Source organism: Pseudonocardia sp. Cha107L01, from assembly GCF_052566575.1.
This window is the reverse complement of the sequence record NZ_CP199579.1, coordinates 5,996,611-6,023,440: the sequence shown is the minus strand read 5'-3', so window position 1 is coordinate 6,023,440 and position 26,830 is coordinate 5,996,611. Positions and strand designations below refer to the sequence as shown.

The window sequence follows — 26,830 nt, the reverse complement described above, 5'->3', positions numbered from 1 at the left end:
GTTCGTCCGACCAGCTGGGGGCTACAGCGGCGTGGCCACGTCGAGCGCCGCGGCGTGCAGGGCGTCGGCGAGGTGCGCGGCCGACTCCGGCAGCGGGTGCGGGAGCCGCGCCAGGACGACGCGCCGCTGTTCCACCGGGCCGCCCCGGACCGCCAGGATCCGCACGCCCGGGGGCACGGCGGACACGAGTGAGGCGGGCACGGTGGTCAGCCCGCAGCCGGCGGCCACGAGGTTCAGCTTGGCCAGCCAGTCGCGGACGGTGTGCGCGATCTCGGGCCGCTCGTCCAACCCGGGCCAGACACCCATCCGCTTGTCCTCGCCGGTGGACGGGCTGGCGATCCAGCGCTGCCCGCGCAGGTCGGCCACGTCGACGGAGTCGCCCCTGGCGAGCGGGTGGGAGGCGGGCACCGCGAGGCACAGGGTGCGCTCGGTGAGCGTCCGCAGCGCCAGCGGCGGGGACTCGGCGTCGAAGGGACGGAACGGCGGCGCCGAGGCCAACAGTGCGAGGTCCAGGCTGCCGGCCCGTAGCGCGCGGACCAGCGCGGGCGTGCTGCCCTCCCGGGTGCTGACCGTGATGGCCGGGTGGGTGCGACGCAGCGCGGCGATGGCCCTGGGCACCAGGACGGCGCCGGCACTGGCGAACCAGCCCAGGCGCACCGCCCCGCCCTCGGCCGGCAGCCCGTCGAGCTCGCGCGCCGTGGCGTCGATCTGTTCGAGCACCGCCGCCGCCCGCCGCAGCACGATCTGCCCGGCGGCGGTCAGCCGTACCCCGTCGCGGCGCCGCTCCAGCAGCGGTGCGTGCGCGGCCCGCTCGAGCGCGGCGATCTGCCGGGAGACCGCGGACTGGGTGTAGCCCAGCGCCGCCGCCGCCGCGGTGAGCGTGCCGCGCTCGGCCACCTCCCGGAACACGCGCAACGCGACCAGCGAGACGTCGTGGAAGTCCATGCCTATTACGCATACCAGGTATGATCAACTCTCGTTGGACGCATGACTCGTGCGTTCTTAGCGTGGTTGTCATGACAGCTGTACGGATCGCCATGGTCACCGGGGCCAACCAGGGCATCGGCCTCGCCCTCGTCGAGGGTCTGGCGGCGCGGCTGGGGTCGGAGGACCTGGTCCTGCTCACCGGGCGCAACGCCCAGCGGGTCGCGGACGCCGCCGCGCTCGTCGCCGCGGCCCCGGGCACGCGGAGCCGGGTAGCGGGCCGGGTACTCGACGTCACCGACGCCGGCGCGGTGGCCCGGCTGGCCGGCGAGCTCGGGGAGCGCCACGGCGGGGTGGACATCGTGGTGTCCAACGCGGTCGCCCCGCTCGCGCCGGACCGGCCGCAGTCCGAGCAGGCCGACGAGTTCATCGACGTCGCCAACGGCGGCACCCACGCGATGCTGCGCTCGTTCGCCCCGGTGCTGCGCCCCGGCGGCCGCCTGCTCGTGGTGGCCAGCTCCCTGGGCCCCCTCGGTCACCTCGACCCTCGCCTGCACCCCCTGTTCGACGGTGTCACCCTCGAGGGCGCCGAACAGGCGGTGGAGTCCTGGCGCACCGCCATCCACGCCGGCACGGCCGAGGACCTGGGGTGGCCGCGCTGGATCAACGTGCCGTCCAAGGTGGCCCAGGTCGCCGCGGTGCGGGCGGTCGCGGCACAGCGGCGGGCGAGCGACCTGGCCGACGGCACCCTGGTCGCGTCGGTCTGCCCGGGGCTCGTGGACACGCGGGCGTCGCGGCCGTGGTTCGACGACTTCAGCCAGGCGCAGACGCCGGCGCAGGCCGCTCGGGCGGTGCTCGAGCTGGCGCTGTCCCCCCGGGTCGACCCGGCGACCTACGGCGAGCTCGTCCGGTTCGGCGACGTGCTGCCCTGGCACGGGGGATCGCCGTCCCGCTACCTGGACCAATCGCTCACCCAGTAGTCCCTGACTACCTAGGAGTTCACACCGTGAGACTCATCAAGACCCCATTCGGCTTCGCCAGCACCGCCGCCGAGGTCGCGGCCGGCGTCGACCTGACCGGCCGCCGCGCGGTGGTCACCGGCGGCGCGTCCGGCATCGGCGTCGAGACGGCGCGGGCGCTGGCCGGCGCCGGTGCCGAGGTCACCCTGGCGGTGCGTGACGCCGCCGCGGGCGAGCGCACCGTCAAGGACATCACCGCGACCACGCACCGCCGCCCGAGTCAGCGGGCCACCGCATGCGAGCCGACCAGTACCGGCATCGCGTCGTAGCCACGCAGTACCCGGGTGGGGCGGCGGTGCGGCTGGCCGGCCGGGGTGAGGTGCGGGAAGCGTTCGAAGAGCCGCCGCAGCGCGACCTCGCCCTCCATCCGGGCCAGCGCGGCGCCCAGACAGAAGTGCAGGCCGCTGGAGAACGCGACGTGCTCGCGGGCGTTGGCCCGGTGGATGTCGAAGCGGTTCGGGTTGTCGAACCTGCGCGGGTCACGGTTCGCGCCGCCGAGCATGGTGACCACGACCGAGCCCTGGGCGACCCGCACGCCGTGCAGCTCGGTGTCGCGCCGGGCCCGCCGGGCGGTGCGTTGCACCGGCGATTCGAAGCGGAGCACCTCGTCGACCGCGTTCGGCCAGAGCGACGGATCGTCCGCCAGCTCGCCGCGCTGCTCGGGGTGGTCGAACAGCAGCGCGGCACCGTTGCCGATCAGGTTCACCGTGGTCTCGAAGCCGGCGCCGAGCAGCAGCAGCGCGGTCGCGGACAGCTCCGGCTCGGACAGCCGGCCGCCGTCCTCGTCCACCAGCGCGACCAGCTGGGAGAGGATGTCCTCGCCCGGGTTGGCGCGCAGCCGCTGGAAGTGACCGAGGAACCACTCGTGCAGTGCGTCCAGGTTCTGCTCGCTGCGCCGGAACCGGGACCAGGACAGTCCGAGGTCCAGCGACGCGGCCGCGCCGTCGCCCCACTCCAGGAACTGCTCGCGCATGGACATCGGCACGCCGAGGATCTCCGAGATCACCGTGACCGGGAGCAGGCTGGCGTAGCGGTCCACCAGGTCGACCGGGTCGCCCCGGTCGGCGGCGGCCAGCTCATCGAGCAGCTGGTCGGCCACCTCCACGGTGCGCTCGCGCAGCCCGGCGACCGCCTTCGCGGTGAACACCCGGCTGACCAGCTTGCGGTAGCGGGTGTGGTCCGGCGGGTCCACCGCGAGCATGGACGGCGGGTCGATCGGGCCGGGCGAGGTGCGCGCGCCGACGACCTTGAGCACCGCGCGGGCCGGCGCCGGCAGGATCAGGTCCGGGCGGGCCACCCCGAAGTCCTCGCCGCGCAGCACCTCGGTGCACACGTCGTGGTGCACCGTCGCCCAGGCGAAACTGCCCTTGGACAGCGGGTACTCCGCGCGCAGCTGTTCGTAGTAGGGGAACGGGTCGGCCTGCAGTGCCGGGTCGACCATGAGCCGGGCGTCCAGGTTGCCCCGGCGGGCCTGCCGGTTCAGCCCGAACCGCAGCAACCCCTGCGTCGCCGCCCACCTGGCCATCACGCGTGCTGTCATCGGGCACCTCCCGTGTTCTCCCGGCGCCGGGGCACCGCGTTGCTCATGACGTGTTCTCGTCCGGTGACTGCTGCGGTGACTGCTCGGGTGACTGCTGCGGCGCAGCACCGGGCTCGGTCAGGTCCAGCCGCAGCTCCGGGTCGATCTGGGCGGCCAGCGCGAGCGCCGAGCCCAGTGCGCCCATCAGCAGCGTCCGCATCGCCGGGCGGCCGAGGACGCCGTCCTCGAGCCAGCGCAGGGTGGCCGTCTCCATGAAGGACACCGCGCCGTCCAACGCCGTGTGCAGCGCCACCGAGGCCCGGATGACGTCAGCGCGGCCCGGCCGGGCACCGGCGACCTGTTCGACGACCCGGTCGACCCGCGCGGCGCGCTGCTCGCTGACCACCCGCATCACCTCGGTGCTGCGGTACTTGTGCCCGAAGATCACCCGCAGGCCCGCCGAGTGCGCCTCGGCGTAGTCGAGGAACCCGTCGACAGCCTGCTCGATCTGCTCGGCGACCGAGCTGGTCGGCGTGGTCGCGGTGGCCGCGGTGATCTCGGCCGCGGCGGACCGCACCACCTCGACCAGGAAGTCTTCCTTGTCCGGGAAGTAGTGGTAGAGCAGCCCTTTGGACACCCCCGCGGCGCGCGCGATCTCACCGACCGGCGGGTTGCCCCCGTGCGCGCCGAGCACCTGCAGGCCGGTGCGCAGCAGGTGTTCCCGCCGGTGATCGACACTGAGCCGCTGCCTCGCCACGACTGCAGGTTAGGTCGTATTGAACACCCGGTCAATAGCCTACTGACCGCAAGTTCAATAGTGTTGGCGGGGACGCGCGTTGAAGGCCGTCCGAGTGCGGGCTGATGGCGCCCCTTCGTTGCGGCCGCGCCGGCCTGAGCACCGCACACCCTCTTCCGGTGTCGCACACCCGCTGCAGGAGATGCGCGGCGAACGGAGAGGGTGTGCGGTATCGCGTGGTTCGCAGTGGGTTACCTGGGTTGCTGGCGGGAGCTCTGCGCTGTGCGAGAACGGCGTGCTCCGGAGCGGAATGGCCGGGGCCGAGAGGCGGCTTGTGGTTAACGAGCTGCACCCGCCTGTTGCTACCGAGCTGCACAAGAGGCCGGTCGCGGGCCGTCAGAACCTGCCTAGTGTGCAGCTCGGTAACACGAGTCCGGTAGGGGAGCATCGGGTCGAGCCCGTGCGCTCTGGTGGTTCGGGGCGGGCGGTGTGCGGGCGGAGTGCCGGGTGCGGAGTGCGGGCGGAGTGCCGGGTGCGGAGTGCGAGCGGAGTGCCGGGTGCGGAGTGCCGGGTGCGGCGTGCTGGAGCGGGGTTGGGTCAGGGCTTCGCGCGCCCGGCGGCGATCTTCCCTAGCAGGTCCAGCTCGTCGACCAGGTAACCGGCCAGTGCGTCGACGTCCGGCACCAGTTCCCGGCACGCGATGAGACCGAAGTGCAGCTGGCCGAGGTAGCCGACCAGCGTGATGTTGAGGCCCTGGCCGTCGGTGATCACCGAGACCGGGTACTGGGCGAGCAGCTTGGCGCCGCCGAGGTACACCGGGACGTTCGGGCCGGGGACGTTGGAGATGCAGAGGTTGAACGCCGGCAGCCGGTGCAGCAGCCCGGTGGCGAACACCACCCGGGCCGCCCGGGCGACCAGCGCCGGCGGGGCGAAGTCGGAGATGTCGTCGACCAGGCCCTGCGGGATCGCGGCCTGTTGCGACTTCGCCAGCTTGGTGGCCTCGTGGACCAGGGTGAGCCGGTGCTCCGGGTCGTCGATGTGGGTGGGCAGCATCGCCAACATCGCCGAGACCCGGTTGCCGAGCGCGCCCTTGCTGGCCTCGTCGCGCACCGAGACCGGGATCATCGAGACCAGCGGGGCGGACGGCAGGGCGTCGTGCTCGGTCAACCACCGGCGCAGCGCACCCGCGCACATGGCCATCACGACGTCGTTCACCGACACCCCGAAGGCGTTCTTCACCGCCTTGACGACGCCCAGGTCCACGCTGCGGAAGGCGACCCGGCGGTGCGGCGTGATCGGCTTGTTGAACGGCGTCGCGGGGGCCACCCCGGCCGGCGTGCGGATGACGTCACCGTCGCCCCGGTTGAGCCCGAGCAGCCCACCGACCAGCGGGGTGATCGCCGGCGCCAGTGTCGGGACCGCGCGGATCAGCCCGGTGGTCAGTCGCACGGTCTCCACCGGCCGCCACACCAGCCGGGCCGCCGCGCGGGCGGCGAGGGCGAACCGGGCCGGTGCGGCGCCCGCCCGGAACGGTTTCGGCGCGGGCAGCTCGCGCCCGCCGGGGGACAGGTCGAGCAGGACGGTCAGCAGCTCGGCACCGGAACGGCCGTCGATGGCCGCGTGGTGGATCTTCGTGTAGACCACGACCCGCCCGCCGGTCAGGCCGGTGATCAGGTAGATCTCCCAGAGTGGGCGGGCGCGGTCCAGCGGGCGCGCGTGCAGTCGGGCGATCTGCTCGCCGAGCTGCGCATCCGAGCCCGGCTGGGGTAGCGCGAGCTCGCGGATGTGGTACTCGAGGTCGAAGTCCGGGTCGTCGACCCAGTACGGCTGGTCCAGCCCGAGCGGTACCTCCAGCAGCTTCTGGCGCAGCACCGGCACCAGGTCGAGGCGCTGGGCGAACAGCTCGGTGAGCAGGGCGAGGTCCAGCGGTTTCGGCGCGTCGGAAGGGTCCAGCACGCAGACGCCGCCGACATGGCCGGTCGAGGTCGCGGTCTCCAGCGCGAGGAAGGCGGCGTCGAGTCCGCTGAGCTGGTTCATGACGCGACTCCTCGACCGGCGCGCAGCGCCGGGTGGTGGGACAGCCAGGCGCCGACGGCGTCGACGACCAGCTCGGGAACCTCGAGCTGGGGGGTGTGCCCGACGCCGGGCAGGTAGCAGGTCTGCCAACCGGGGTTGGCCGCGGCGGCCGTGCGTGCCGAGGCAAGGGACACCAGCCGGTCGAGCTCGCCCTGGATCAGCAGCACCGGAGCCCGGACGCCGGCCATGACGGCCTGGTAGCGGCGCGGGTTGGCGACCGCGCGGATGGTGGAGCGGGCCGCGCCGAGGAACGCCGCCTCGGCGCCGGTCAGGTGGCGGCGCGCCCGGGCGAGTGCGACCAGGGCATCGACCAGCGGCTCTGCTGCCCGGCTCGGGTCGGCGAAGCAGAGATCGAGCACCCGGCGCACGGACTGTTCCGGTGAGACCCGCGAGTTGCTGGCCCGCAGGAACAGCTCACCGGCTCCGGGCATCGCGTAGGTCAGGAACTGGCCGATGACCATCGGGTCCGGGCGTTGGCCGAGCTGTGGCAACGCCGGGTCGAGCAGTACCGCGCCGGCGACCGTGTCCGGGTTGGCCTGGCTCTGCAGGATCGAGATCAGTCCGCCCATCGAGTTGCCGACCAGCACCGCCGGGGTGCCGATGACCTCGCGGAGGAACCGGTCGAGCAGCCCGACGTTCGCGGTGACCGTGGAGGTCCGCCGGGTGCCCGGGGTCAGCCCGAAGCCGCGCAGGTCCAGCGCCACCGCGCGGCGGTCGGCGGCCAACGCCGGCCCGATCGTGACCCAGTTCAGGTGCGAGCCGCCGAGGCCGTGCACGAAGACGACCGGCGGCGCGGCGCGGCGCCCGTTGTCGTGCCCGTTCGAGGCCGGCGCGCCGAACTCGATCCAGTGCACCGGTCCGTCCAGGTCGGTGATCCAGCCCCGGGTGCCCCACGGCGCACTGAACGACCACGGCGACTCGCGGGTGTCCAGCGCGCCGGCCGGCCGGGCGGTCACCGGGCCACCGGGTACAGGGTGCGCAACCAGCGCGGTGGCTCGAACGGCCGCCCCTGCCCCGCCGGTTGGGCCAGCCGGTCCGCGGTCAGCCAGAAGGTGGCCGGGTCGACGCCGAAGCCGAGATGACTGCAGCGGACCGCGACGTTCTGATGAAGGTCGCTGGTCGGCTCCACGCAGGCCCGCCAGGACACGATGCCGTCGAACCGGGAGTAGACGGCGGTGGAGCGCACCGGGATCGGTTGGCGTATCCGCTCCCGGGACGGCAGCCGGGCCGGCGGGGCATGCAGGTGGTCGCGGCGGCGGAAGGTCCGGTCGGCCCTGCTCTGGCGCGGGTCGACGAGCGTGAACGGGCTGCCCAGCGTGATCACCTGGCGGACCTGGTCCGGGTGGTCGCGGCCCAGCTCCCTGGCGAAGATCCCGCCGAGGCTCCAGCCGATGACGGACACCGGGCCGCCGGTGCGCTCCGCCAGTGCGTGCAGTGCCCGGGGCAGCCCGTCCAGCACCTGCTCGGTCGGCCCGACGTTGCGGCCCAGTCGCCAGCCGCGGCTGTAGTAGCCGAGTCTGCGCAGGTAGGCCCGCAGCGGTCGGGTGCTGGCGTCGTCCGCCATCAGGCCGGGCAGCACCAGCACGCCGTGGCCGTCGCCGCGCGGGGCCAGCGCGAGCCATGGTCGGGCCAGCGGCAGCGTGGCGTACTCCAGCGCGCCCCGCGCCGGCTCGGTGACGAACAGCGCGAGCGAGGGGGAGCGCCGCGTCCCGCTGCGGAGCCGGGCCCGACCGCTGGGGGCCGAGGTGGGGCCAGCCGCCAGGTCGGCCTCGCCGGTGAGGTGCATCCGGCCACTCTATGCGGTGATCCAGGCCAGTACCCAGAGTTCGTTGCGCACCCCGGGGGCCGGTCAGAGCGGCCGGTGGTTACGGGGTGGTGCGGGCGGCGAGCGCCGGGCTGTCCACCACTTCGGCGGCGCACAGGGCGGCGGACGCGGTGGACAGTCCGGCGCGCAGCACCCGCTGCCCGGCCGGGACCGACGCCGCGCGGCCGCCCCAGGCGGCGAGCGCGGGCTGGGTCAGCTGCCGGCCGAGGTAGAAGGTGACCGGCCACGGTGGCTCGGCCAGGCACACCCGGGCCACCGCGTCGGCGGCTGCCGCGGGCGAGGGCCAGCCGCCGGTCAGCGCCACCCCGCCGAGCCCGTCGGGCAGCGCGGCCAACGGGCTGCCGGCGAGCGGGTGCGGGCTGGCGGTCCCCGGATCGGTGCTGATCACCACCGCGCCCAGGTCGACGCCGAAGTCCTCGAGGTGCCCGCAGACGCTCAGCAGCGCGGCCGCCACCGACGCGTCCCTGGGGCAGAACAGGCCGCCGGTCAGCGCGGCGGCGGCGCCCCCGGTCATCCGGGTGCCGACCCGGATCACCGGGACGAGGCCGAGGTCCTGGCAGAGGTAGCCGAACCGGGCGGCGGCCTGGCTGTTCGCGGTGACCATCCGCAGCGCGTCGGGGTCGATGCTGGTCACCGTGCTCCAGACCGCGAAGGTGGCGCCCAGCTCGGCCATCCGGCCCAGCCGCGCGGCCAGCCCGTCCACCCCGGAGGTGACCAGCTCGCGGCCGTCCGAGGACAGCGGCTCGGATCCGGTGTCCGCGCGGACCCCGACCAGGATGCCGGCGTCGCCGAGCAGTGCGGCGGTCCGCTGCGCACGGCAGGCGAGCCGCTCGAACGTCTCCGGGTGCAGCACGACGCCGCTGGTCGCGTCGGCGAGGTCGGCGGTGCCGAGCAGCATGGCGAGATAACCATCGGTGGCGCGCACCGACGGGCGGATCGAGGCCACCCGGAACCGGGCGGTCAGGCAGGCGGGCGCGGAATCCAGGCCGAGAATGCCCCGGCGGAAGGCGAACAAGCGGCGCGCTCGGCGGTGCAGATCCTCCATGGTCGCGACACCTCTCCCGCCGGCCGGTTCCGCTGGACGCCCCCCGATGGACGCCGGCTGCCCGGCCGCCGAATCTCTCAGCCTGGCCGACCCGGCGCACCGGGACACCCCCTGCGCGGGGGATCTGTCCCCACGTAGTGGGGAATTCCACCGGCGCCGGCGGCTGACCCGGTCGAGTGGTGTCCGGCCTTTCCCGCGACGGGCGGTGATGCAATGCTGGCTGAACGATCGTTTAGGAGGTTTCGTGGATTTCGAACTGCCCGTGGAGCTGGTCCAGCGCCTGGCCGATCTCGACGAGTTCATCGAGCGGGAGATCGTTCCGCTGCAGCGGCGGGACGACAACGAGCGGTTCTTCGACCACCGCCGGGAGTGGGCCCGTACCGACTTCGAGGCCGGCGGCACCCCCCGGCCCGAGTGGGAGGAGCTGCTCGGCGAGATGCTGGCGAAGGCCGATGCGGCCGGCTGGCTGCGCTACGGGCTGCCCAAGGAGATCGGCGGGCAGGACGGGTCGAACTTCGACATGGCGGTGATCCGGGAGCACCTGGCGCACAAGGGCCTCGGGCTGCACAACGACCTGCAGAACGAGTCCTCGGTGGTCGGCAACTTCCCGGTCGCGCACATGCTGCTGGGCTTCGGCACGCCGGAGCAGCGCGCGGAGTTCCTGGAGCCGATGCTGGCGCGGGAGAAGCGGCTCGGGTTCGGGCTCACCGAGCCGGACCACGGCAGCGACGCCACCTGGATGGAGACCACGGCGGTCCGCGACGGCTCCGGGCCCGACGCCGACTGGATCATCAACGGGGTCAAGCGGTTCAACTCCGGGATGCACTCGGCCACCCACGACGTGATCTTCGCCCGGACCTCGGGGGAGGACGGCTCAGCGCGGGGCATCTCCGCGCTGATCACTCCGGTGGACGCCCCCGGCCTGTCCGTGGACTTCCACTGGTGGACGCTGAACATGCCCACCGACCACGCCGAGGTCACCCTGCGCGATGTGCGGGTACCCGCCGGCGCGGTGCTCGGTGAGGTCGGCGAGGGGCTCGCGGTGGCCCAGACGTTCGTGCACGAGAACCGGATCCGCCAGGCCGCCTCCGGGGTGGGCGCCGCGCAGTTCTGCATCGACCGCAGCGTCGACTACGCCCGCAAGCGCAAGACTTTCGGTCAGCCGCTGGCCACCCGGCAGGCGATCCAGTGGCCGCTGGTGGAGCTGCACACCGAGGCGGAGATGGTCCGGGGACTCGTCCGCAAGACCGCGTGGGAGCTGGACCGGGTGCCGCACATGCAGATCAGCGACAAGGTCTCCATGTGCAACTACCGGGCCAACCGGCTGGTCTGCGAGGCGGCCGACCGGGCCATGCAGGTGCACGGCGGCCTCGGCTACACCCGGCACACCCCGTTCGAGCACATCTACCGCCACCACCGCCGGTACCGGATCACCGAGGGCTCGGAGGAGGTCCAGATGCGCAAGGTCGCCGGTTACCTGTTCGGGTTCGCCGGCCCGCGCAAGGTCGACTCCGGTGGCTCAGGTGCGTGAGGTAACCCGCGGTCTGCTGTTCCCGGAGGGGCCGATCGCGCTGCGCGACGGGTCGGTGGTGCTGGTGGAGATCCAGCGCGGCACGCTGACGCGGGTGTGGCCGGACGGCCGGGTGGACGTGGTCGCGGAGCTGGGCGGCGGCCCGAACGGCGCCGCCATCGGCCCGGACGGCGCGGTGTACGTGTGCAACAACGGCGGCCTGCAGTGGCACGACCGCAACGGGTTCACCGCACCCGGCCACCAACCCGACGACTACACCGGGGGCCGGATCCAGCGCGTGACGTTGGACGGCGCCGTCACCGACATCTACACGGAGGTCGACGGGCGGGCGCTGCGCGGCCCGAACGACATCGTGTTCGACACCGACGGCGGGTTCTGGTTCACCGACCTCGGCAAGGGCAGGGCCAGGGAGTTCGACACCGGGGCGGTGTACTACGCGGCCGCCGACGGCTCGTCGATCACCGAGGTGCTGCACCCGATGGTCCAGCCCAACGGGATCGGCCTGTCCCCGGACGGGTCGAGGCTGTACGTGGCGGAGACCGGGCCGGGCCGGGTCTGGTACTGGGACGTGGCCGGGCCGGGGCAGCTGCGCCCGGCGGACCGCCCGGTGGGTGCGAACGGGGCGTCGCTGCTGCACGGGTTCAGCGGCTTCCAGCTGCTCGACTCGCTCGCCGTGGACGGTGCCGGCAACGTGTGCGTGGCGACGTTGCTCACCGGCGCGATCAGCGTGCTGAACCCGGACGGCACGCTGGAGCGGCAGGTGCCGGTGCCCGAGCCGGACCCGTACGTGACGAACATCTGCTTCGCCGGCGCCGACTCGCGGACCGCGTGGGTCACCTCGTCCGGGCTCGGCCGGCTGTACGTCACCGAGTGGCACCGCCCCGGCCTGGACCTGGCCTTCGGCGCATGATCCCGGGCGGGTACGGCGGCAGTCAGCGGGCCGAGCTGATCGCCCGGCTGACGGCGCCCGGGCAGCTGTTCGAGCTGGTCGAGCGGGACGTGGGCGGCATCCCGATGCGGGTGTACTCCGGCGGGCCGGCCACGCTGCGCGACCTCGTGGTGGGCAGCGCCGCGTTCGGCGACCGGGACTACCTGGTCTACGGGACCGAGCGGTGGACCTTCGCCGAGCACTTCCGGTTGGTCGCCGCACTGGCCCGCTGCCTGCTCGAGGAGTACGGCCTGCGCCGGGGCGACCGGGTCGCGGTGAGCATGCGCAACTACCCGGAGTGGGCGCCGGTGTTCTACGCCGTGCAGGTCGCCGGGCTGGTGGCGGTGCCGCTGAACGCCTGGTGGACGGCGGGCGAGCTGGGCTACGCACTCACCGACAGCGGCGCCCGGCTGGTGGTCGCCGACGCCGAGCGCGCCGGGCTCCTCGCCGGGCAGCTGGGTGGCGTCCAGCTGATCGAGGTGCGCGGCGGTGCCCGGCCGACTACCGGAGCGCGGCCGTGGGCGGAGCTGGTCGACTCGCTGGAGCTGGGGGCGGCGGTACCCGAGGTGGCGGTGGACCCGGGCGACGACGCCACGATCCTGTACACCTCGGGCACCACCGGCCGGCCCAAGGGCGCGGTGGCCAGCCACCTCAACCACTGCACCAACGTGCGGAACATGCTGCTCAGCGGCGTGGTGGGCGCGATGCTGGCCAACGGCGGCGAGCTCCCGGCGCCGGACCCGGACGCGCGGCCGGGCACCCTGTGCACCTTCCCGATGTTCCACATCGCCGGCATCAACTCGCTGTGCGGCACCGCGCACGCCGGGTCCAAGCTGGTCACGATGTACCGGTGGGACCGGGTGCTGGCGCGTGAGCTGATCCGGCGGGAACGGCTGACCGCGACCGGCGGGGTGCCGACCGTGATGCGCCAGCTGATCGAGGACTCGGCGGCGGACCCGGACTCGGTGGCCTCGCTGACCGGCATCGGGATGGGCGCCGCGCCGGTGCCGCCGGAGCTGATCGCCCGGATCGGTGCCGCGTTCGCCGCGCCGGTCGCGCCGGCCAACGGGTACGGGCTCACCGAGACCACCTCGGCCGTGGTCACCAACGGCGGCGCGGACTACCTCGCGCACCCGGACAGCGTCGGCCGCTGCGTCCCGGGCGCGGACCTGCGGGTGGTGGACCCCGGCACCGGCGACGACCTGCCCGACGGCGACATCGGCGAGCTGTGGTTCCGCGGCCCGAACGTGGTGCGCGGGTACTGGAACGACCCGGCGGCGACCGGCGCGGCGTTCACCGACGGCTGGTTCCACACCGGTGACCTGGGCCGCGTCCTCGACGGCTGGGTCTACGTGGTAGACCGGATCAAGGACGTGGTGATCCGGGGTGGTGAGAACATCTACTGCGCGGAGGTCGAGGCGGCGTTGTTCGAGCATCCCTCGGTGGCGGACGTGGCGATCGTCGGCGTGCCGGACCCATCGCTCGGCGAGGAGGCCGCGGCGGTGGTCCAGCTGCGCCCCGGTGCGGCGACCGGGCCCTCGGCGGCGGCGGCGCTGCGCGGGCACCTGGCCGAGCGGCTGGCCGGGTTCAAGGTGCCCCGGTACGTAGTGTTCCGGTCCGCGCCGCTGCCACGCACGGCGACCGGCAAGGTACTCAAACGCGACCTGCGGGCCGCGGTGATCAGCGAGGTGGGTGCGGATGTCCGTGGATGATCGTGAGTCCGGTGCTGGTGTTGGTGTCGGGGTGTCCGCCGCGGCGCCGGCCGGGATCGACGCGGAGTCGGTGACCCGGTGGCTGGCGGAGCAGGTGCCCGGGCTGGCGATGCCGCTCGAGTTCACCCTGGTCGCCGGTGGCCGGTCGAACCTGACCTACCGGGTCACCGACGCGGCTGGGGCGGTGTACGCGCTGCGCCGCCCGCCGACCGGCGGCGTGCTGTCCACCGCGCACGACATGGGCCGGGAGTGGCTGTTCCTGTCCGCGATGGCGCCGACCGACGTGCCGGTGCCCGAGCCGGTGGCGTTCTGCGGCGACGTCGAGGTGACCGGCGCCCAGTTCTACCTGATGGCGTTCGTGGACGGACTGGTGCTGGCCGACGCCGCCTCCGGGCTGAAGCTGGCGCCGGCAGCCCGGGCGGCGGCCGGGCGGAACCTGGTCGACGTGCTGGTGCGGCTGCACGCGCTGGACCCGGCGGCGGTCGGGCTGGGCGAGATCGTCCGCTCCACCGGCTACCTGGAGCGCCAACTGCGCCGCTGGCACCAGCAGGTGCACCTGTCCGGGGCCGGCGACCTGGCGCTGCTGGACGAGGTCCACGACCTGCTCGCGGCGCGGGTGCCGGCGCAGACCAACGGCATCGTGCACGGCGACTTCCGGCCGGGCAACATGGCGTTCGGCCCGGACGGTTCGGTGCGCGCGGTGTTCGACTGGGAGCTGGCCACCTCCGGCGACCCGCTGGCCGACCTCGGCTACCTGGTGTCGACCTGGGCGGAGCCCGGCGAGGAGTTCGGGTTCGGCCTCGTCCCGAGCACCGCCCCCGGCTTCGCGAGCCGTGCCGAGCTGGTCGCCCAGTACGCGCGGAGCTCGGGGCGGGACGTGTCGGCCCTGCCGTACTTCGTCGCGTTCAACCGCTGGCGCTCGGCCTGCATCCTGGCCGGGGTCAACGCCCGCTACCAGGCCGGTGTGATGGGCGACGACGGCTACGCGGGCGAAGCCCAGGAACGCGCCGACCAGAGCGAACGCCTGGTGGCCGACGCCCGGGACACGCTGCGCGCGGACAGTCTCGACTGACCAGAGCCTCGTGAGTGGCGAGTGGTCCCAGGGGACCACTCGCCACTCACGGTGTGTCAGAGCCGTTCGATGATGGTGGCGTTGGCCTGGCCGCCGCCCTCACACATCGACTGCAGGCCGTAGCGCCCACCGGTGCGCTGCAGCTCGTAGATCAGCTTGGTGGCCAGGATGGCCCCGGTCGCACCGAGCGGGTGGCCCAGCGCGATCGCGCCGCCGTTGATGTTGGTCTTCTCCAGCGAGGCACCGGTTTCCCGGGCCCAGGCCAGCACGACCGGCGCGAACGCCTCGTTGATCTCGAACGCGTCGATGTCGTCGATGGTCAGCCCGGAGCGCTTGAGCGCGTGCTGGGTGGCCGGGATCGGGCCGGTCAGCATGAACACCGGGTCGTCGCCGACCACGGAAAGCGCGTGCACCCGGGCCAGCGGGGTCAGGTCGTGGGTGCGCACCGCTTCCTCGGAGGCGACCAGCAGTGCCCCGGCGCCGACCGAGATCTGGCTGGCGACCGCGGCGGTGACCGCCCAGCCCTCACGCAGCGGCGCGAGGGTGGCCATCTTCTCCAGCGAGGTGTCGCGGCGGGCGCCCTCGTCGGTGGTGGCCTCGCCAAGGGGCGCGATCTGGTCGACGAACCGGCCGTCGTCGATGGCGGCCACCGCACGCTGATGGCTCTGCAGGGAGAAGCGCTCCAGGTCCTCGCGGGACAGGTCCCACTTCTCGCAGATCAGCTGGGCGCCGCGGAACTGGGAGATCTCCTCGTCGGCGTAGCGCTCGTTCCAGCCGACGCCGTAGGGGTTGGCGCCGAGCTGCTTGACCATCGTCCGGTTGGCGTCGATCGGCACCATGGCCATGTTCTCGACGCCGGCGGCGACGACCAGGTCCTGGGTGCCCGACATCACGCCCTGCGCCGCGAAGTGCAGTGCCTGCTGCGCCGAACCGCACTGGCGGTCGATAGTGACTCCTGGCACACCCTGCGGCAATCCGGCGGACAACCAGGACGTGCGGGCGATGCAGCCGGACTGCGGCCCCATCGCGTTGACACAGCCCATGACCACGTCATCGACCGCTGAGGGGTCGACGCCGGTCCGCTGCATCAGCTCGCGCAGCACGTGTGCGCCCAGGTCAGCGGGGTGTACGGCGGCCAACGCACCCTTGCGGGTACCGACCGGGGTACGTACCGCGCCGACGATGTAAGCCTCTGGCACCGGGGGACCTCCCGTGAGTTTCGATTGGACGGTAACTTAACGATCGTACGCTTAGGTGGTTGCTTCTCGGGAGGGCTCCATGGAGTTGGGTTCGGCGGTTCACTACGCGGGGAACGTCCTGGAGATGGCCGAGCGGGTGCGCACCTGGGAGGCGATCGGGCTCGACGTGGTGTGGGTCGCGGAGGCCTACGGCTACGACGCGCCGACCATGATGGGCTACCTCGCGGCGCGCACCGAGCGGGTCCAGATCGGCTCGGCGATCCTGCCGCTGTACTCCCGGACGCCGGCCCTGCTCGCCCAGACCGCGGCCGGGCTGGACCACATCTCCGGCGGCCGGGCGATCCTCGGGCTCGGCGCGTCCGGCCCGCAGGTCATCGAGGGCTGGCACGCGGTGCCCTACGACAAGCCGCTGGCCCGCACCCGCGAGATCATCGACATCTGCCGCCGGGTCTGGCGGCGCGAGCCGCTGGTCAACGACGGGGTGTACCCGATCCCGCTGCCGGCGGGGCAGGGCACCGGCCTCGGCAAGCCACTGAAGCTGATCAACCACCCGGACCGCGCCGACATCCCGATCTTCGTAGCGGCGCTGGGGGAGAAGAACGTGGCGCTGACCGCCGAGGTGGCGGACGGCTGGATCCCGACCATGTTCATCCCGGAGCAGGCCGGCGCGGTCTGGGGTGGCGCGTTGGCCGCCGGGGCGAAGGCGCGCCCCGCCGAGCTCGGGCCGCTGCGGGTGGTGGCCGGCGGCCCGCTGGCGATCGGCGAGGACGTGACCGCGCTGCGCGAGCGGGCCCGGCCGAACTTCGCGCTCTACATCGGCGGCATGGGCGCCAGGGAACGCAACTTCTACTTCAACCTGGCCTGTCGTTACGGCTTCGAGGACGAGGCGAACCGGATCCAGGACCTCTACCTGGAGGGGCGCAAGGAGGAGGCCGCCGCGCTGGTGCCGGCCGAGCTGCTCGAGCGCACCTCGCTGATCGGCCCGGCCGGCCACGTGAAGGAGCGGGTGGCCGCCTACCGGGAGGCCGGCGTGACCATCCTGAACGTCAACCCGATCGGCGCGGACCCGATCGCCGACCTCGAGCAGTTGCGCGACTGGCTCTAGGGGAGCCGCGCGCCGCCGCGCCGCGATAGTCACAGTCGGTGATCGGCCGATCCACTCGGACCGCTGACCTGAGAGGCCGGGCTGCGCCGAGGTCAACCTGGGGCTGGATCTCTGCGAAAAATACCGGACTGACGTTGGTCTCGGTGACACTGGACGACACTGGACGCGCCAGGGGTCGACACCGGGTCGCCTTGTCGGTGACGCGGCGTTACCGGACAGCGTGACGGCGGTGGGTGTGCCCCGTTCGCGGGCAGCGCAGGAACTCTGCCCCGCGAGCTCAGCCCAGCGCGCCCAGTAGGTGGCGCGCGGTGAAGAGGTCCAGGTGGGCGCCGCCCAGGTTCTTGTACAGCGTGATCTCCTCGGGACCGGTGCGGCCGGGTACCTGCCCGGCGCACAGCTCGAACAGATCGCCCCGGATGTCGGCGGGGGACAGGGCGCCGGTCGACAACGCGTGCTGGATCTCGCCGGAACGCTCCAGCCCGTTGCGGGTGTCGACGAAGACGGCCGACCGTCGCAGCGCCTCGTCGTCCGCCTCCCGCATCGCCGGGGTGAAGCTGCCGACGAGGTCGAGATGGGTGCCGGGGCGCAGCAGCTCACCCCGGACCAGTGGCTCGGTGGACATCGTCACGCAGCTCACGATGTCCGCCCGCGCGACCGAGGAGTCCAGGTCGGACACCGCTTCGACGTGCACCCCCGGCAGCGTGGTGGCGGCGGCCAGTGCGGCGGCCCGCGCGGGCGTGCGGTTCCACACCAACACCGTGCGCAGCGAGGGCCGGACGCCGAGGTGCGCCGCGATCATGTGCGGGGCGAGCCCGCCGGCCCCGACGACGAGCAGCACCCGCGCGTCCTCGCGGGAGAGCAGCGCCGCGCCGAGCGCCGAGTCGGCGGCGGTCTTGCGGAACGTCATGGCCGCCCCGTCGGCGACCAGGCGCACCGAGCCGTCGGCGCCGTCGAAGAGCACGACGACGCCCTGCACGGACGGCCTCGTCCGGTTGCCGGGGAAGACGCTGACCAGCTTCGCCGCGACCATGTCGTTCGGCTGCCACGCGGTGAGCGCGAGGAAGCTGTTCGGCGCTCCGGTGGGGTCGGCGGCGACCACCGCGGCGAACTCGGGGGATGGGTCCTGGTGCGCGCGGCACAGCGCCTCCACCAGCTCCGGGTACGGCAGGTGGGCGTGCACGGTGTCGGCGTCGGCGAACAGCACCATGGATTGATCCTGCATCCCCGCCTCGGTGGCATGACACTGGTTTGGTGGAAGAGCCTGGTTACCCGCACCTGCTCGCCCCGCTGACCGTGCGCGGCAGACAGATCCGCAACCGGATCGTCTCCTCGCCGCACGCCACCGGCTGGGAGCACCCCGGCGGGTTGATCTCCGACAAGGAGGTCGACTACCACGTCCGCAAGGCGGCCGGCGGTGTCGGGCTGGTGATGACGTTCGGCTCGGCCTCGGTGGACCCGTCCACGGCCGCGTCCTACGGGTCGATCGCGCTGTGGAACCCGGCCAACGAGCGGCAGCTGCGCCGCCTCGCCGACGGGGTGCACGCGCACGGCGGGCTGGTCATGTCGCAGATGACGCACATGGGCCACCGCGGCTCCTCGAAGGTCGCGCTGACCCCGGTGCGCGGGGTGTCCGACCTGCCGGAGCCCGAGCACCGTGAGGTCGCGGTGCCGCTGACCGTCGAGGAGCTGCACACGCTGGCGCGGCGGTTCGTCGACGTCGCGCTGCGGCTGCACCGCTGCGGGTGGGACGGCGCGGAGGTCACCTCGTTCGCCCACCTCATCGAGCAGTTCTGGGACCCGGCGATCAACACTCGCACCGACGAGTACGGCGGGTCGCTGGCGAACCGGATGCGGTTCGGCAAGCAAGTGGTGGCCGCGGTCCGGGCGGCGGTGCCCGACGAGTTCATCCTCGGTTTCCGGATGAGCTTGGACCCGCGCAGCGGCGGGCGGCGCATCGGTACCGGCACCGACGAGCTGTTCACCATCGCCACCGAGATGGCCGCGACCGGGGACATCGACCTGCTCAGCGTGACCGGCGGCGACGCGATGACCAGGCCGGCCCTGTCCGTCGCGATGGGCCCGGACTTCGTGCCGCCGGTGACCGCCGGCGACGCCGCCGCGCGGGTCACCGCCGCCGTGGACGTCCCGGTGCTGCTGGCCGGCCGGGTCAACTCCGGGCCCGCGGGGGAGTCGGCGCTGGCCGAGGGCAAGGCCGACCTGGTGGTGATGACCAGGGCGCTGATCGCCGACCCCGACCTGCCCAGGAAGCTGGCCGACGGTGGCCGGGTGCGGCCGTGCATCGGCATCAACCAGGGCTGCATCGGGCGGCTCTACCAGCACTATCCGATCGTGTGCTCGGTGAACCCGGCGATCCGTGACCCCCAGCTGGAGCACGTGCCGCCGACCGCGGCGCCGCGCCGGGTGGTGGTCGTCGGCGCCGGGGTGGCCGGGTTGGAGGCGGCCCGCAATGCCGCGCTGAAGGGCCACGACGTGGTGGTGCTGGAGCGGGCCGGCCGGGTCGGCGGCCGGGCGGAGCTCAACGCGGTGCACGGGTGGCGGCCGAGCTGGCGGCAGTACCTGGACTGGCTCGCGGCGGAGCTGTCCGACCTCGGCGTCGCCGTCCGGTGCGGGGCAGCCGGCTCCGTGGCCGAGGTGCTGGCGTTGGCGCCGTCGGTCGTGATCGTCGCCACCGGGTCGCGGCTGCGGTCGATGCCCGGTATGTCCCTGGTGGACGCCGACGAGGTGATCGCTTCGCCGCCCCCGGTCCGGGCCGACGGGCTCGCGGTGGTGATCGACGACGACGGCGGGTTCGTCGCGCCGACCGCGGCGGCCGCGCTGGGCGAGCAGGGCTGGTCGGTCACCATCGCCACCCCGTTGCCGGCGCTGGCGGCCGAGGTCGACGCCACCCAGATCCGCTTCGTGCACGAGCGCCTGGCCAAGGCCGCGCCCACGGTCATCCCGGACGTGCGGCTGCTGCCCGAACCCGGCGCGGACGTGGTCCTGGAGCACGTGCTGACCGGGGCCATCCGAACACTCCGGTCACCGGAGATCGTGGTCGTCGCCGGGCACCGCCAGGCCGAGAACGGACTGCGCGCCGACCTGCTGGCCGCCCGCCCGGAGCTGGACGTGCGGCTGGTCGGTGACGCGCTCGCGCCCCGCGGTTTCGACGCGGCCACCGCCGACGGCGCCCTCACGGGTGCCGCGATCGACTGAGCCGGGTTACGGGGTTACGGGATCAGGCGGGGGGTGCCGGTCTGCTCGGCCGACGCCGGGAGCCCGTTCGCCTCGAGGATCTTGGTGATGGTGCCGTCCTTGTGCAGCTCGGCGATCGTCTCGTCGAAGGCCTTGAGCATGTCCTGGTTGTCCTTCGCCATCGGGAACGTGGCCTGCGCCGCCTCCTTCGACGCCGCGACCCGGTCGTCGGGCTGGGCCACCAGGACCTTCGTGGCGACGCCCTTGTGGGTGAAGAGCGCCGACCCGTAGCTGTCGACGCCGACCTCGATGCGACCGGCCTTGAGGTCCTGGTTCATGTCGACCGCGGAGGGGTAGAGGCGCAGGCTGTCGCCGAGTACCTGCTGCAGGTCCTTGACCCACAGGTACCCGTCGACCGTGCCGACCTTCTTGCCCTGCAGCTCCGTCACGCGCGACAAGCCGGCGTCGGAGACGATGCCCATCTGGTCGAGGTAGAGCGGGGCGGACAGGTTCACGACCTTGGAACGGGGCACGGTCCGGTACCAGTCGCCGATGGCGAGGTCGGCGCGGCCCTGCTGCACGCTCGGGATGAGCGATGCGGTGTTGCCGGCCTGCGCGGTGATCGTCAGGCACTCGCGCTTGGCGATCTCCCGGAGTACGTCGGCGTCGACCCCGCTCATCCCGTCGGGTCCGGTCGTCATCGCGTAGGGCGGCAGGTCGTACACGCCGACGGTCAGAGTGCCCTTCTCGATCGTCGAGAACTGGTGCTTCGGCGTGCAGTTGCCGGCGGCCTGGGTGCCACCACCGCCGCCACCGCACGCGGTGGTCAGGAGCAGGACCGCGGCGGCACCGATGAGGGCGGTGCTGACGGCAGAGCCAACTCGGGATCGGGACATGTGGGCCTCATTCCTGTCAGAGTTCAGAGGTGGCGCGCCATCCGCCGCTCGGTCCAGTTGGTCAGCCAGCCGGCCGGCAGGGTGATGAGCAGGTAGAGCAGCCCGGCCAGCAGCAGCACGTCCAGGTAGCGGAACGTGTTGGAGCCGATCGAGTAGGCCCGGCTGAGCAGCTCGGGCAGTGCGATGGTGAAGGTCAGCGCGGTCGCCTGGAGGATCAGGATCGCGAACCCCAGCAGCGCCGGGATGGCGATCCGCACGCCCTGCGGGATGACGATGAACCGCAGCGTGTCCCGGTTGCTCATGGCCAGCGCCGAGGCCGCCTCCACCTCACCGTGCGGCACCGCCTGCAGCCCGGCCCGCAGGATCTCGCTGGTGTAGGCGCCGGTGGTGAGCGCCAGCGCGACGACCGCGGCGACGAACGACCCGACCGTGAGCCCGGCCGACGGCAGCCCGAAGTAGACGATCTGCAGCATCACCAGCGCCGGGGTGCCGCGCCCGACCTCGACGACGATGATCGCGACCACCCGCACCCACCTGTGCCTTGCGGACATCAGCAGCGCTAGCGCCAGACCCAGCGGGATGCCGATGACCAGGCTGGCGCCGGCCAGCCGGACACTCAGCCACAGTCCGTCGAGCAGGCTGGGCAGCCATTCGAGCCAGCCGCCGAGCAGGGTGTCGTCGTTCACCGGGCGACCCTCGCCCTCATCTTCGCGTCCATGGTCCGGGACAGCCACGCCAGCGGCGCACCCAGCGCGATGTAGACGACCGCGGCGATCAGGAACGGTTCGAGCCCGGCGCCGTGGCCACGCGAGGCGGCCGTTGCCCGGTAGAGGATCTCGGTGGCGGTGATCGTCGAGGCGATCGAGGAGTCCTTGAGCAGCCCGATCGCGTAGGTCGTCGCCGACGGGAGCGCGACCCGGAACGCCTGCGGCCCGATGATCCGCGACATCGACGTCCACGAGTTCATCCCCAGCGCCGCCGCCGACTCGAACTGCCCCCGGTGCACGGCGAGCAGGCCACCTCGGTAGATCTCCGCGAGGTAGCCGGCGGCGATCAGGCCGAGGCCGATCACGGCGGCCGCCAGCGAGCTGAGCTTGACCACGTCGGTGCCGACGCCGAAGTAGACGACGAACAGCAGTACCACCGGCGGGATGCCGCGCAGCACGTCGATCACGAAGCGGGCCACCCACCGCAGCGGCGCCAACGCGGAGCGGCGGCCCAGTGCCAGGGGAACCCCGAGCACCGCGCCGAGGGCGAACGCGAGGACCGTGATCAGCACGGTCATCGGAACGCCGAGGAGGACGGCCTGTACGAAGACCATCAGCGATCCGTCACGGCTCGCAGGAAGCGCTTGGTCCGTTCGTTGGACGGCGCGGTCAGCACCTGCGAGGGCGGCCCCTGCTCGATGATCCGCCCGTCGGCCATCACCACGATGCGGTCGGAGACGTCCTGCGCGAAGTGCATCTCGTGGGTGACGATGATCATGGTCATGCCCTCGCCGGCGAGACCCCGCATCACCTCCAGCACGTCCAGGCCGAGCTCGGGGTCCAGTGCCGAGGTGGGTTCGTCGAAGAGCATCACCTTGGGCTCCATGGCCAGCGCCCGGGCGATCGCGATGCGCTGCTGCTGGCCGCCGGAGGACCGGGTCGGGTAGGTGTCGGCCTTCTCGGCGAGCCCGACCCGCCCCAGCAGCTCCCGGGAGTGGGCGTCGGCCTCCTCGCGGTCGCGGCCGAGGACCCGCTCCTGCGCGATCGAGATGTTGCGCAGCACCGTGAGGTGCGGGAACAGGTTGAACGACTGGAACACCATGCCCGCGGTCCGGCGCAGGCTGGTCAGGTCCTTGGGCGAGACGCCCGTCCCGGGATGGATCGTCACGTCGCCGACGGTGATGTCGCCGGAGTCGGGCCGCTCCAGCAGGTTGATGCAGCGCAGCAGCGTGCTCTTGCCCGCCCCGCTCGGGCCGATGATGGAGACCACCTCGCCGGGGGCGACCGCCAAGGAGACGTCGTCCACCACGACGTGGTCGCCGAACTGCTTGCGTACATCGCGCAGGGTGACGCCGACCGGGCTGCCGGCCAGTGCGCCCGGGGTTGCGGTCATCCGGTACCTCCGAGCACTCGGTCGGCGATGGCACCGGCGACGGCCAGGTCCTGCCAGGGCATGCCACAGCCCTTGAACAGCCGTGGCCGGTCGTGGGTGATGGTGACGACGCCGCGGACCAGGTCGGCCAGGGTGATGAGGTCCTCGGGGTCGAAGGCACCGTCGGAGATGGGGATGACCACGTCACCGGCCTCCCGCAGCGCGCTGGTGCGTGACTCGACGACCACCGACGAGCGCCGGACCAGCGCGGTGTCGACCTCGCGGGCGTCCGGGGAGTGGCTGCCGATGGCGACGGCGACGGCGTGGTCCGCGACGAGCGCGCCGTCGAAGAGGGGGGAGTGCGCGGCGGTCGTGCACACCACCACGTCGGCCGCCGATACCGCCTCGATGCCGGCGGCGGCGGCGCTCGTCCCGGTCGCGCGGATCCGCCGCACCATTTCCTCGACGTTCGTCGGGGTGCGGCCGATGACGTCGACGTGCGCGACGTCCAGCACGGCGCGGATCGCCTCGACATGGCCCCACGCCTGCACGCCGGTGCCGAACAGTGCGATCCGGGACGAGCCGGGGGTGGCGAGGTGTCGCACGGCGAGCCCGGAGACCGCCGGCGTGCGCAGCGCGGTGAGCGCTGCCCCGTCGAGCACGGCGACCGGCGACAGGTGCGCGCCGTCGAACAGCACGTAGACGCCCTGGATCACCGGGACGCCGTCGCCGTCGTTGGCCGGGCGGATGCTGATGATCTTGCTGCCGCAGTACCGGTCGCTCGCCGAGGGCATCTGGAGCAGCTGGCCGTCGGGGGTGTCCAACCGGGACCGCTGGCCGTCCCGCTCCGGGTCCAGCCCGGCCAGCAGGGTCTGCTCCAGCGCGTCGATCGCGTCGATCATCGACAGGCTCCGCCCGATTGCGGCGGCGCTGATCCACGCCGGGCCGCCGTCGTCCGGGAGGCATGCCGCCGCTGACGTCATCGATGTCCTTCGTCCCGGTGAGTTGTTGGTAATCGATAACCGTTAAGTGGCAGAATGTGCCCAAACCTCGGAGTGATGTCAACAGCTGAAGGGGAAGCCGTCGTGGACTCGTTACCGCTCAGGCGGCCGAACCTGCGCGATCAGGCACTCGCCGTGATCAGGCAGGCACTGGTCGCCGGCGAGATCCGCCCCGGCGCCATCTACTCGGCCTCCGGCATGGCCAGCGAGCTGGGCACCTCGAACGCGCCGGTCCGCGAGGCGATGTTGACGCTGGTCAACCAGGGTGTGATGGAGGTCGTGCCGAACCGGGGCTACCGGGTCACCCCGGTCACCGACAAAGACCTCGACGAGGTCCACCAGCTGCGCGTCATGCTCGAGGTGCCGGCAGTCCGGCAGCTTGCGCAACGGGATCTCGGCGAGCATGCCGAGATGCTGCGCGGGCACGCCAGCCGGTGCACCCAGGCCGCCGAGGACGGGGACATGACGGTGTTCCTCGAGGCCGACCGCGACTTCCACCTGAGGATGCTCGGCCTGCTCGACAACGGGCGGCTGGTGCAGCTCGTGGAGATGCTGCGCGACCAGACCCGCCTGTACGGCCTGCGCACGCTGGCGAAGGAGGGCAAGCTCGTGGCCACCTCGCTGGAGCACTTCGGCCTGCTCGACGCGGTGCTCGCCGGCGACCCCGACCGCGCCGCCGAGGAGATGGTGAAGCACCTCGCGCACGTCCGGGGCGACTGGGCCGACGCCGGGGACCAGGACCAGCCAGACACCCTGGACTGAGGTGTGCTGAGACGCCCGACTCAGTGTGCTGAGACGCCCGACTCGCGGGCAGGGGACGCGTTCGCCCTGGACGCTGGCGGACTAGGGGCGGTAGTCGACGATGCGCAGGCAGATGGTCTGGTAGCGCTCGACCAGTTCGGCCAGGCCGACCTCGCCGGCGGGGTCGTACCACTGGGAGATCGCGTTGCAGGCGGCCAGTGCGGCCCGGCGGGCGTCGTCCGGGTGCTCGCAGTGGAACGCTCCGCTGGCCACCCCGTCGGCGACGATGGTCTTCCACAGCCCGGTGGCGGCCCGGCGCAGGCTGTCCAACCTGGCCTGGTGCGCCGAATCCAGGTTCCGCCACTCGCGGGCCCGGATCTCGCTCTCGATCCGGCGCCGCACCCGCCACTCCACCGCGGCACCGACCAGTGCGCTCAGCCGGTCCGCCGGGTCGTCGCCGGCGGCGCGCAGCGCGTCCTCGCAGGCCTGGAAGTAGTCGTTGGTGCTCTCCTGGATCAACGCCGCGAGCAGATCCTGCTTGCTCGAGTGCCAGTGGTACAGCGCGGAGAGGCTCAGCCCGGCACGCCGTGCGATGTCCCGGATCGAGGCGCCGTGGTAGCCGCGCTCGGCGAAGATCTCCCTGGCAGCGTTGCTGATCGCTTCCCGGCCGGCGCCCCTCGGGATGACCGGGCCCGGCTCGCCGGCCACCGCGGCGGCCACACCACTGGCGGCGGCACCGGCAGCGGCACCGGCAGCGGCGGCACCACCGGCGGCGGCACCGGCAGCAGCGGCACCGATGGCGGCGGCACCGACAGCGATAGTGCCGGCGGCGGGCCCGGCCGCGCCGTAGTCGGGTGCGGTGCTCACCCGCTCAGCATATGGCCGGGTGACCCCCTCGGGTCCATACCCCAGCGTTGTGAACTTAACGATTGAACGTTAAGTTCGAGAGGTTCCCGCTGTCGAGGTCGCTGTAGGGATGTCGCGGATGAGTGTGCTCGAAGAGCAACAGGACTACCGGAGCGCCGCACGTGCCTGGCTGCGTGAGCACGCCCCCGGCCCGGCGGCAAAACTGGACGCGGACGGCCTGCTGAGCCGCGCCCGCGACTTCCAGGCCGCGCTCTACGAGGCCGGCTACTCCGGCATCACCTGGCCCACCGACGCCGGCGGCCGGGGCTTGGGCACTGCCGAGGCGCAGATCTTCAGCGACGAGGCCGCCGAGTACGAGCTGCCCGTCGGCCCGTTCGTCATCGGGATGGGCATGTGCGGGCCCACGCTGGTCGACCTGGGTACCCCCGAGCAGAAGGCCCGGTACCTGCCCAAGCTGCTGTCCGGCGAGGAGATCTGGTGCCAGCTGTTCTCCGAGCCCGGCGCGGGTTCGGACGTGGCGAGCCTGCAAGCCAAGGCGGTGCGGGACGACGACGGCTGGGTGCTCAACGGCCAGAAGGTGTGGACCACGAACGCGCAGTGGGCCGACTTCGGGGCTGTGCTCGCCCGCACCGATCCGGACCGGGTCAAACACGCCGGCATGACGATGTTCATCGTCGACATGCACGCACCGGGGGTGACGGTGCGCCCGCTGCGGGACATGTCCGGGCGGGCCCCGTTCAACGAGGTCTACTTCGACGACGTGCGGATGCCGGCCGACGCGGTGATCGGCCAGGTCAACCAGGGCTGGCACGCGGCGGTGACCATGCTCGGCCACGAGCGGGTGTCCATCGGCGCCAGCCGCCGCCCGCGCAGCAACCCGCTGGAGTTCGCATCGCTGGTCGAGCTGGCCCGTTCGGCGGGCGTCGCCGGTGAACCGAAGGTGCGTGAGGTGCTGGCGGATCTGTTCGCGCACGAGCGCGCGCTGGAGCTGTTCAACGTCCGGATGCGCCAGGAGACCGCCGCCGGCAACCCGCCGGGGGCCCGTGGCTCGGTGGCGAAGCTCGCCGGCGCGATGCTGCTGCGCCGGGCGATCGAGACCGCCGGCGAGGTGGCCGGCGCCGACGTGGTCGCCTGGGACCCCGAGGACACCCGGGGACCGGAGCTCGCGCTCGGCATCAACTCCTCGCCGGCGTCCAGCATCGCCGGCGGCACCAACGAGATCCAGCGCGGCATCATCGGCGAGCGCATCCTCGGGCTGCCGAAGGAGCCGCAGGTCGACCGGGACGTCCCGTTCCGTGAGCTGAAGGTCGGCACCCAGCGCACCTGAGGTCCGCACACCCCCCACTCGTTCCTCACCGCCCCA

The 26,830-nt window shown here is 72.8% G+C and carries 25 protein-coding genes; 10 read left to right on the top strand and 15 right to left on the bottom strand.

Annotated features, from left to right (window positions below):
• Positions 1-21: 21 nt before the first annotated feature.
• Positions 22-945, bottom strand: a complete 924-nt coding sequence (locus ACTXG6_RS28205; protein WP_445182418.1) for a LysR family transcriptional regulator — start codon at positions 943-945, stop codon at positions 22-24.
• 71 nt (positions 946-1,016) lie between these two features.
• Between ACTXG6_RS28205 and ACTXG6_RS28200 the strand changes: the two genes are divergently transcribed.
• Together ACTXG6_RS28200 and ACTXG6_RS28195 are read left to right on the top strand one after the other, a co-directional pair.
• A complete protein-coding gene (locus ACTXG6_RS28200) occupies positions 1,017-1,904 on the top strand; it encodes an SDR family NAD(P)-dependent oxidoreductase (RefSeq protein ID WP_445182417.1) in 888 nt (295 codons plus the stop codon).
• A 26-nt stretch (positions 1,905-1,930) separates the two neighbouring features.
• Complete coding sequence (locus ACTXG6_RS28195) at positions 1,931-2,212, top strand: SDR family NAD(P)-dependent oxidoreductase (RefSeq protein ID WP_445182416.1); 282 nt, start codon at positions 1,931-1,933, stop codon at positions 2,210-2,212.
• On the opposite strand, the gene ACTXG6_RS28190 is transcribed toward ACTXG6_RS28195, so the two are convergent.
• From ACTXG6_RS28190 to ACTXG6_RS28165, 6 genes are all read right to left on the bottom strand, one after another.
• Entirely contained in the window at positions 2,164-3,483 is a 1,320-nt protein-coding gene (locus ACTXG6_RS28190; protein WP_445182415.1) for a cytochrome P450, read from the bottom strand. The genes ACTXG6_RS28195 and ACTXG6_RS28190 overlap by 49 nt on opposite strands.
• 43 nt (positions 3,484-3,526) lie before the next feature.
• Complete coding sequence (locus ACTXG6_RS28185; RefSeq protein ID WP_445182414.1) at positions 3,527-4,219, bottom strand: TetR/AcrR family transcriptional regulator; 693 nt, start codon at positions 4,217-4,219, stop codon at positions 3,527-3,529.
• 576 nt (positions 4,220-4,795) lie between these two features.
• On the bottom strand, positions 4,796-6,235 hold the full coding sequence (locus ACTXG6_RS28180) for a WS/DGAT/MGAT family O-acyltransferase (protein ID WP_445182413.1): 1,440 nt from the start codon (positions 6,233-6,235) through the stop codon (positions 4,796-4,798).
• Entirely contained in the window at positions 6,232-7,230 is a 999-nt protein-coding gene (locus ACTXG6_RS28175; protein WP_445182412.1) for an alpha/beta fold hydrolase, read from the bottom strand. The genes ACTXG6_RS28180 and ACTXG6_RS28175 overlap by 4 nt, the downstream gene beginning before the upstream one ends.
• Positions 7,227-8,060 carry an esterase/lipase family protein gene (locus tag ACTXG6_RS28170; protein ID WP_445182411.1) on the bottom strand — a complete coding sequence of 278 codons (834 nt, stop codon included), beginning with the start codon at positions 8,058-8,060 and terminating at the stop codon, positions 7,227-7,229. The genes ACTXG6_RS28175 and ACTXG6_RS28170 overlap by 4 nt, the downstream gene beginning before the upstream one ends.
• A 79-nt stretch (positions 8,061-8,139) precedes the next feature.
• A complete protein-coding gene (locus tag ACTXG6_RS28165; protein ID WP_445182410.1) occupies positions 8,140-9,144 on the bottom strand; it encodes a class I fructose-bisphosphate aldolase in 1,005 nt (334 codons plus the stop codon).
• Between the two features lie 244 nt (positions 9,145-9,388).
• On the opposite strand from ACTXG6_RS28165, the gene ACTXG6_RS28160 reads away from it, so the two are divergent.
• The 4 genes from ACTXG6_RS28160 to ACTXG6_RS28145 are packed head-to-tail and all read left to right on the top strand — an operon-like array spanning position 9,389 to position 14,387.
• Positions 9,389-10,675, top strand: coding sequence for an acyl-CoA dehydrogenase family protein (locus tag ACTXG6_RS28160; protein ID WP_445182409.1), 1,287 nt, complete (start codon positions 9,389-9,391; stop codon positions 10,673-10,675).
• Positions 10,668-11,585, top strand: coding sequence for an SMP-30/gluconolactonase/LRE family protein (locus ACTXG6_RS28155; RefSeq protein ID WP_445182408.1), 918 nt, complete (start codon positions 10,668-10,670; stop codon positions 11,583-11,585). The genes ACTXG6_RS28160 and ACTXG6_RS28155 overlap by 8 nt, the downstream gene beginning before the upstream one ends.
• Positions 11,582-13,315 carry a class I adenylate-forming enzyme family protein gene (locus ACTXG6_RS28150; RefSeq protein WP_445182407.1) on the top strand — a complete coding sequence of 578 codons (1,734 nt, stop codon included), beginning with the start codon at positions 11,582-11,584 and terminating at the stop codon, positions 13,313-13,315. The genes ACTXG6_RS28155 and ACTXG6_RS28150 overlap by 4 nt, the downstream gene beginning before the upstream one ends.
• Positions 13,302-14,387, top strand: a complete 1,086-nt coding sequence (locus ACTXG6_RS28145; protein ID WP_445182406.1) for a phosphotransferase family protein — start codon at positions 13,302-13,304, stop codon at positions 14,385-14,387. The genes ACTXG6_RS28150 and ACTXG6_RS28145 overlap by 14 nt, the downstream gene beginning before the upstream one ends.
• Positions 14,388-14,443: 56 nt before the next feature.
• Here the strand turns inward: ACTXG6_RS28145 and ACTXG6_RS28140 are convergent, their stop codons facing one another.
• Positions 14,444-15,586, bottom strand: a complete 1,143-nt coding sequence (locus tag ACTXG6_RS28140; RefSeq protein ID WP_445182405.1) for an acetyl-CoA C-acetyltransferase — start codon at positions 15,584-15,586, stop codon at positions 14,444-14,446.
• Between the two features lie 79 nt (positions 15,587-15,665).
• On the opposite strand from ACTXG6_RS28140, the gene ACTXG6_RS28135 reads away from it, so the two are divergent.
• Entirely contained in the window at positions 15,666-16,691 is a 1,026-nt protein-coding gene (locus ACTXG6_RS28135) for an LLM class F420-dependent oxidoreductase (protein WP_445182404.1), read from the top strand.
• A gap of 277 nt (positions 16,692-16,968) precedes the next feature.
• On the opposite strand, the gene ACTXG6_RS28130 is transcribed toward ACTXG6_RS28135, so the two are convergent.
• Positions 16,969-17,913, bottom strand: a complete 945-nt coding sequence (locus tag ACTXG6_RS28130; RefSeq protein ID WP_445182403.1) for a hypothetical protein — start codon at positions 17,911-17,913, stop codon at positions 16,969-16,971.
• A 29-nt stretch (positions 17,914-17,942) separates the two neighbouring features.
• On the opposite strand from ACTXG6_RS28130, the gene ACTXG6_RS28125 reads away from it, so the two are divergent.
• Positions 17,943-19,904 carry an oxidoreductase gene (locus tag ACTXG6_RS28125; RefSeq protein WP_445182402.1) on the top strand — a complete coding sequence of 654 codons (1,962 nt, stop codon included), beginning with the start codon at positions 17,943-17,945 and terminating at the stop codon, positions 19,902-19,904.
• Between the two features lie 14 nt (positions 19,905-19,918).
• Here ACTXG6_RS28125 and ACTXG6_RS28120 read toward each other — a convergent pair whose 3' ends face one another.
• The 5 genes from ACTXG6_RS28120 to ACTXG6_RS28100 are packed head-to-tail and all read right to left on the bottom strand — an operon-like array spanning position 19,919 to position 23,841.
• The gene (locus ACTXG6_RS28120; protein ID WP_445182401.1) at positions 19,919-20,779 is read right to left on the bottom strand and encodes an ABC transporter substrate-binding protein; all 861 of its coding nucleotides are present in this window, start codon (positions 20,777-20,779) and stop codon (positions 19,919-19,921) included.
• 23 nt (positions 20,780-20,802) lie between these two features.
• Positions 20,803-21,465: an amino acid ABC transporter permease gene (locus ACTXG6_RS28115; protein ID WP_445182400.1), complete on the bottom strand. Its 663-nt coding sequence runs from the start codon at positions 21,463-21,465 to the stop codon at positions 20,803-20,805.
• The gene (locus ACTXG6_RS28110; RefSeq protein ID WP_445182399.1) at positions 21,462-22,100 is read right to left on the bottom strand and encodes an amino acid ABC transporter permease; all 639 of its coding nucleotides are present in this window, start codon (positions 22,098-22,100) and stop codon (positions 21,462-21,464) included. Before ACTXG6_RS28110 ends, ACTXG6_RS28115 begins: the two co-directional genes overlap by 4 nt.
• Positions 22,100-22,879: an amino acid ABC transporter ATP-binding protein gene (locus ACTXG6_RS28105; RefSeq protein WP_445182398.1), complete on the bottom strand. Its 780-nt coding sequence runs from the start codon at positions 22,877-22,879 to the stop codon at positions 22,100-22,102. The genes ACTXG6_RS28110 and ACTXG6_RS28105 overlap by 1 nt, the downstream gene beginning before the upstream one ends.
• Positions 22,876-23,841, bottom strand: a complete 966-nt coding sequence (locus ACTXG6_RS28100; protein ID WP_445182397.1) for an ornithine cyclodeaminase family protein — start codon at positions 23,839-23,841, stop codon at positions 22,876-22,878. Before ACTXG6_RS28100 ends, ACTXG6_RS28105 begins: the two co-directional genes overlap by 4 nt.
• A 102-nt stretch (positions 23,842-23,943) precedes the next feature.
• On the opposite strand from ACTXG6_RS28100, the gene ACTXG6_RS28095 reads away from it, so the two are divergent.
• On the top strand, positions 23,944-24,621 hold the full coding sequence (locus ACTXG6_RS28095; RefSeq protein WP_445182396.1) for a GntR family transcriptional regulator: 678 nt from the start codon (positions 23,944-23,946) through the stop codon (positions 24,619-24,621).
• Between the two features lie 81 nt (positions 24,622-24,702).
• Here the strand turns inward: ACTXG6_RS28095 and ACTXG6_RS28090 are convergent, their stop codons facing one another.
• A complete protein-coding gene (locus tag ACTXG6_RS28090) occupies positions 24,703-25,467 on the bottom strand; it encodes a TetR/AcrR family transcriptional regulator (RefSeq protein WP_445182395.1) in 765 nt (254 codons plus the stop codon).
• Positions 25,468-25,585: 118 nt separating this feature from the next.
• Between ACTXG6_RS28090 and ACTXG6_RS28085 the strand changes: the two genes are divergently transcribed.
• Positions 25,586-26,794 carry an acyl-CoA dehydrogenase family protein gene (locus ACTXG6_RS28085; RefSeq protein ID WP_445182394.1) on the top strand — a complete coding sequence of 403 codons (1,209 nt, stop codon included), beginning with the start codon at positions 25,586-25,588 and terminating at the stop codon, positions 26,792-26,794.
• Positions 26,795-26,830 lie beyond the last annotated feature (36 nt).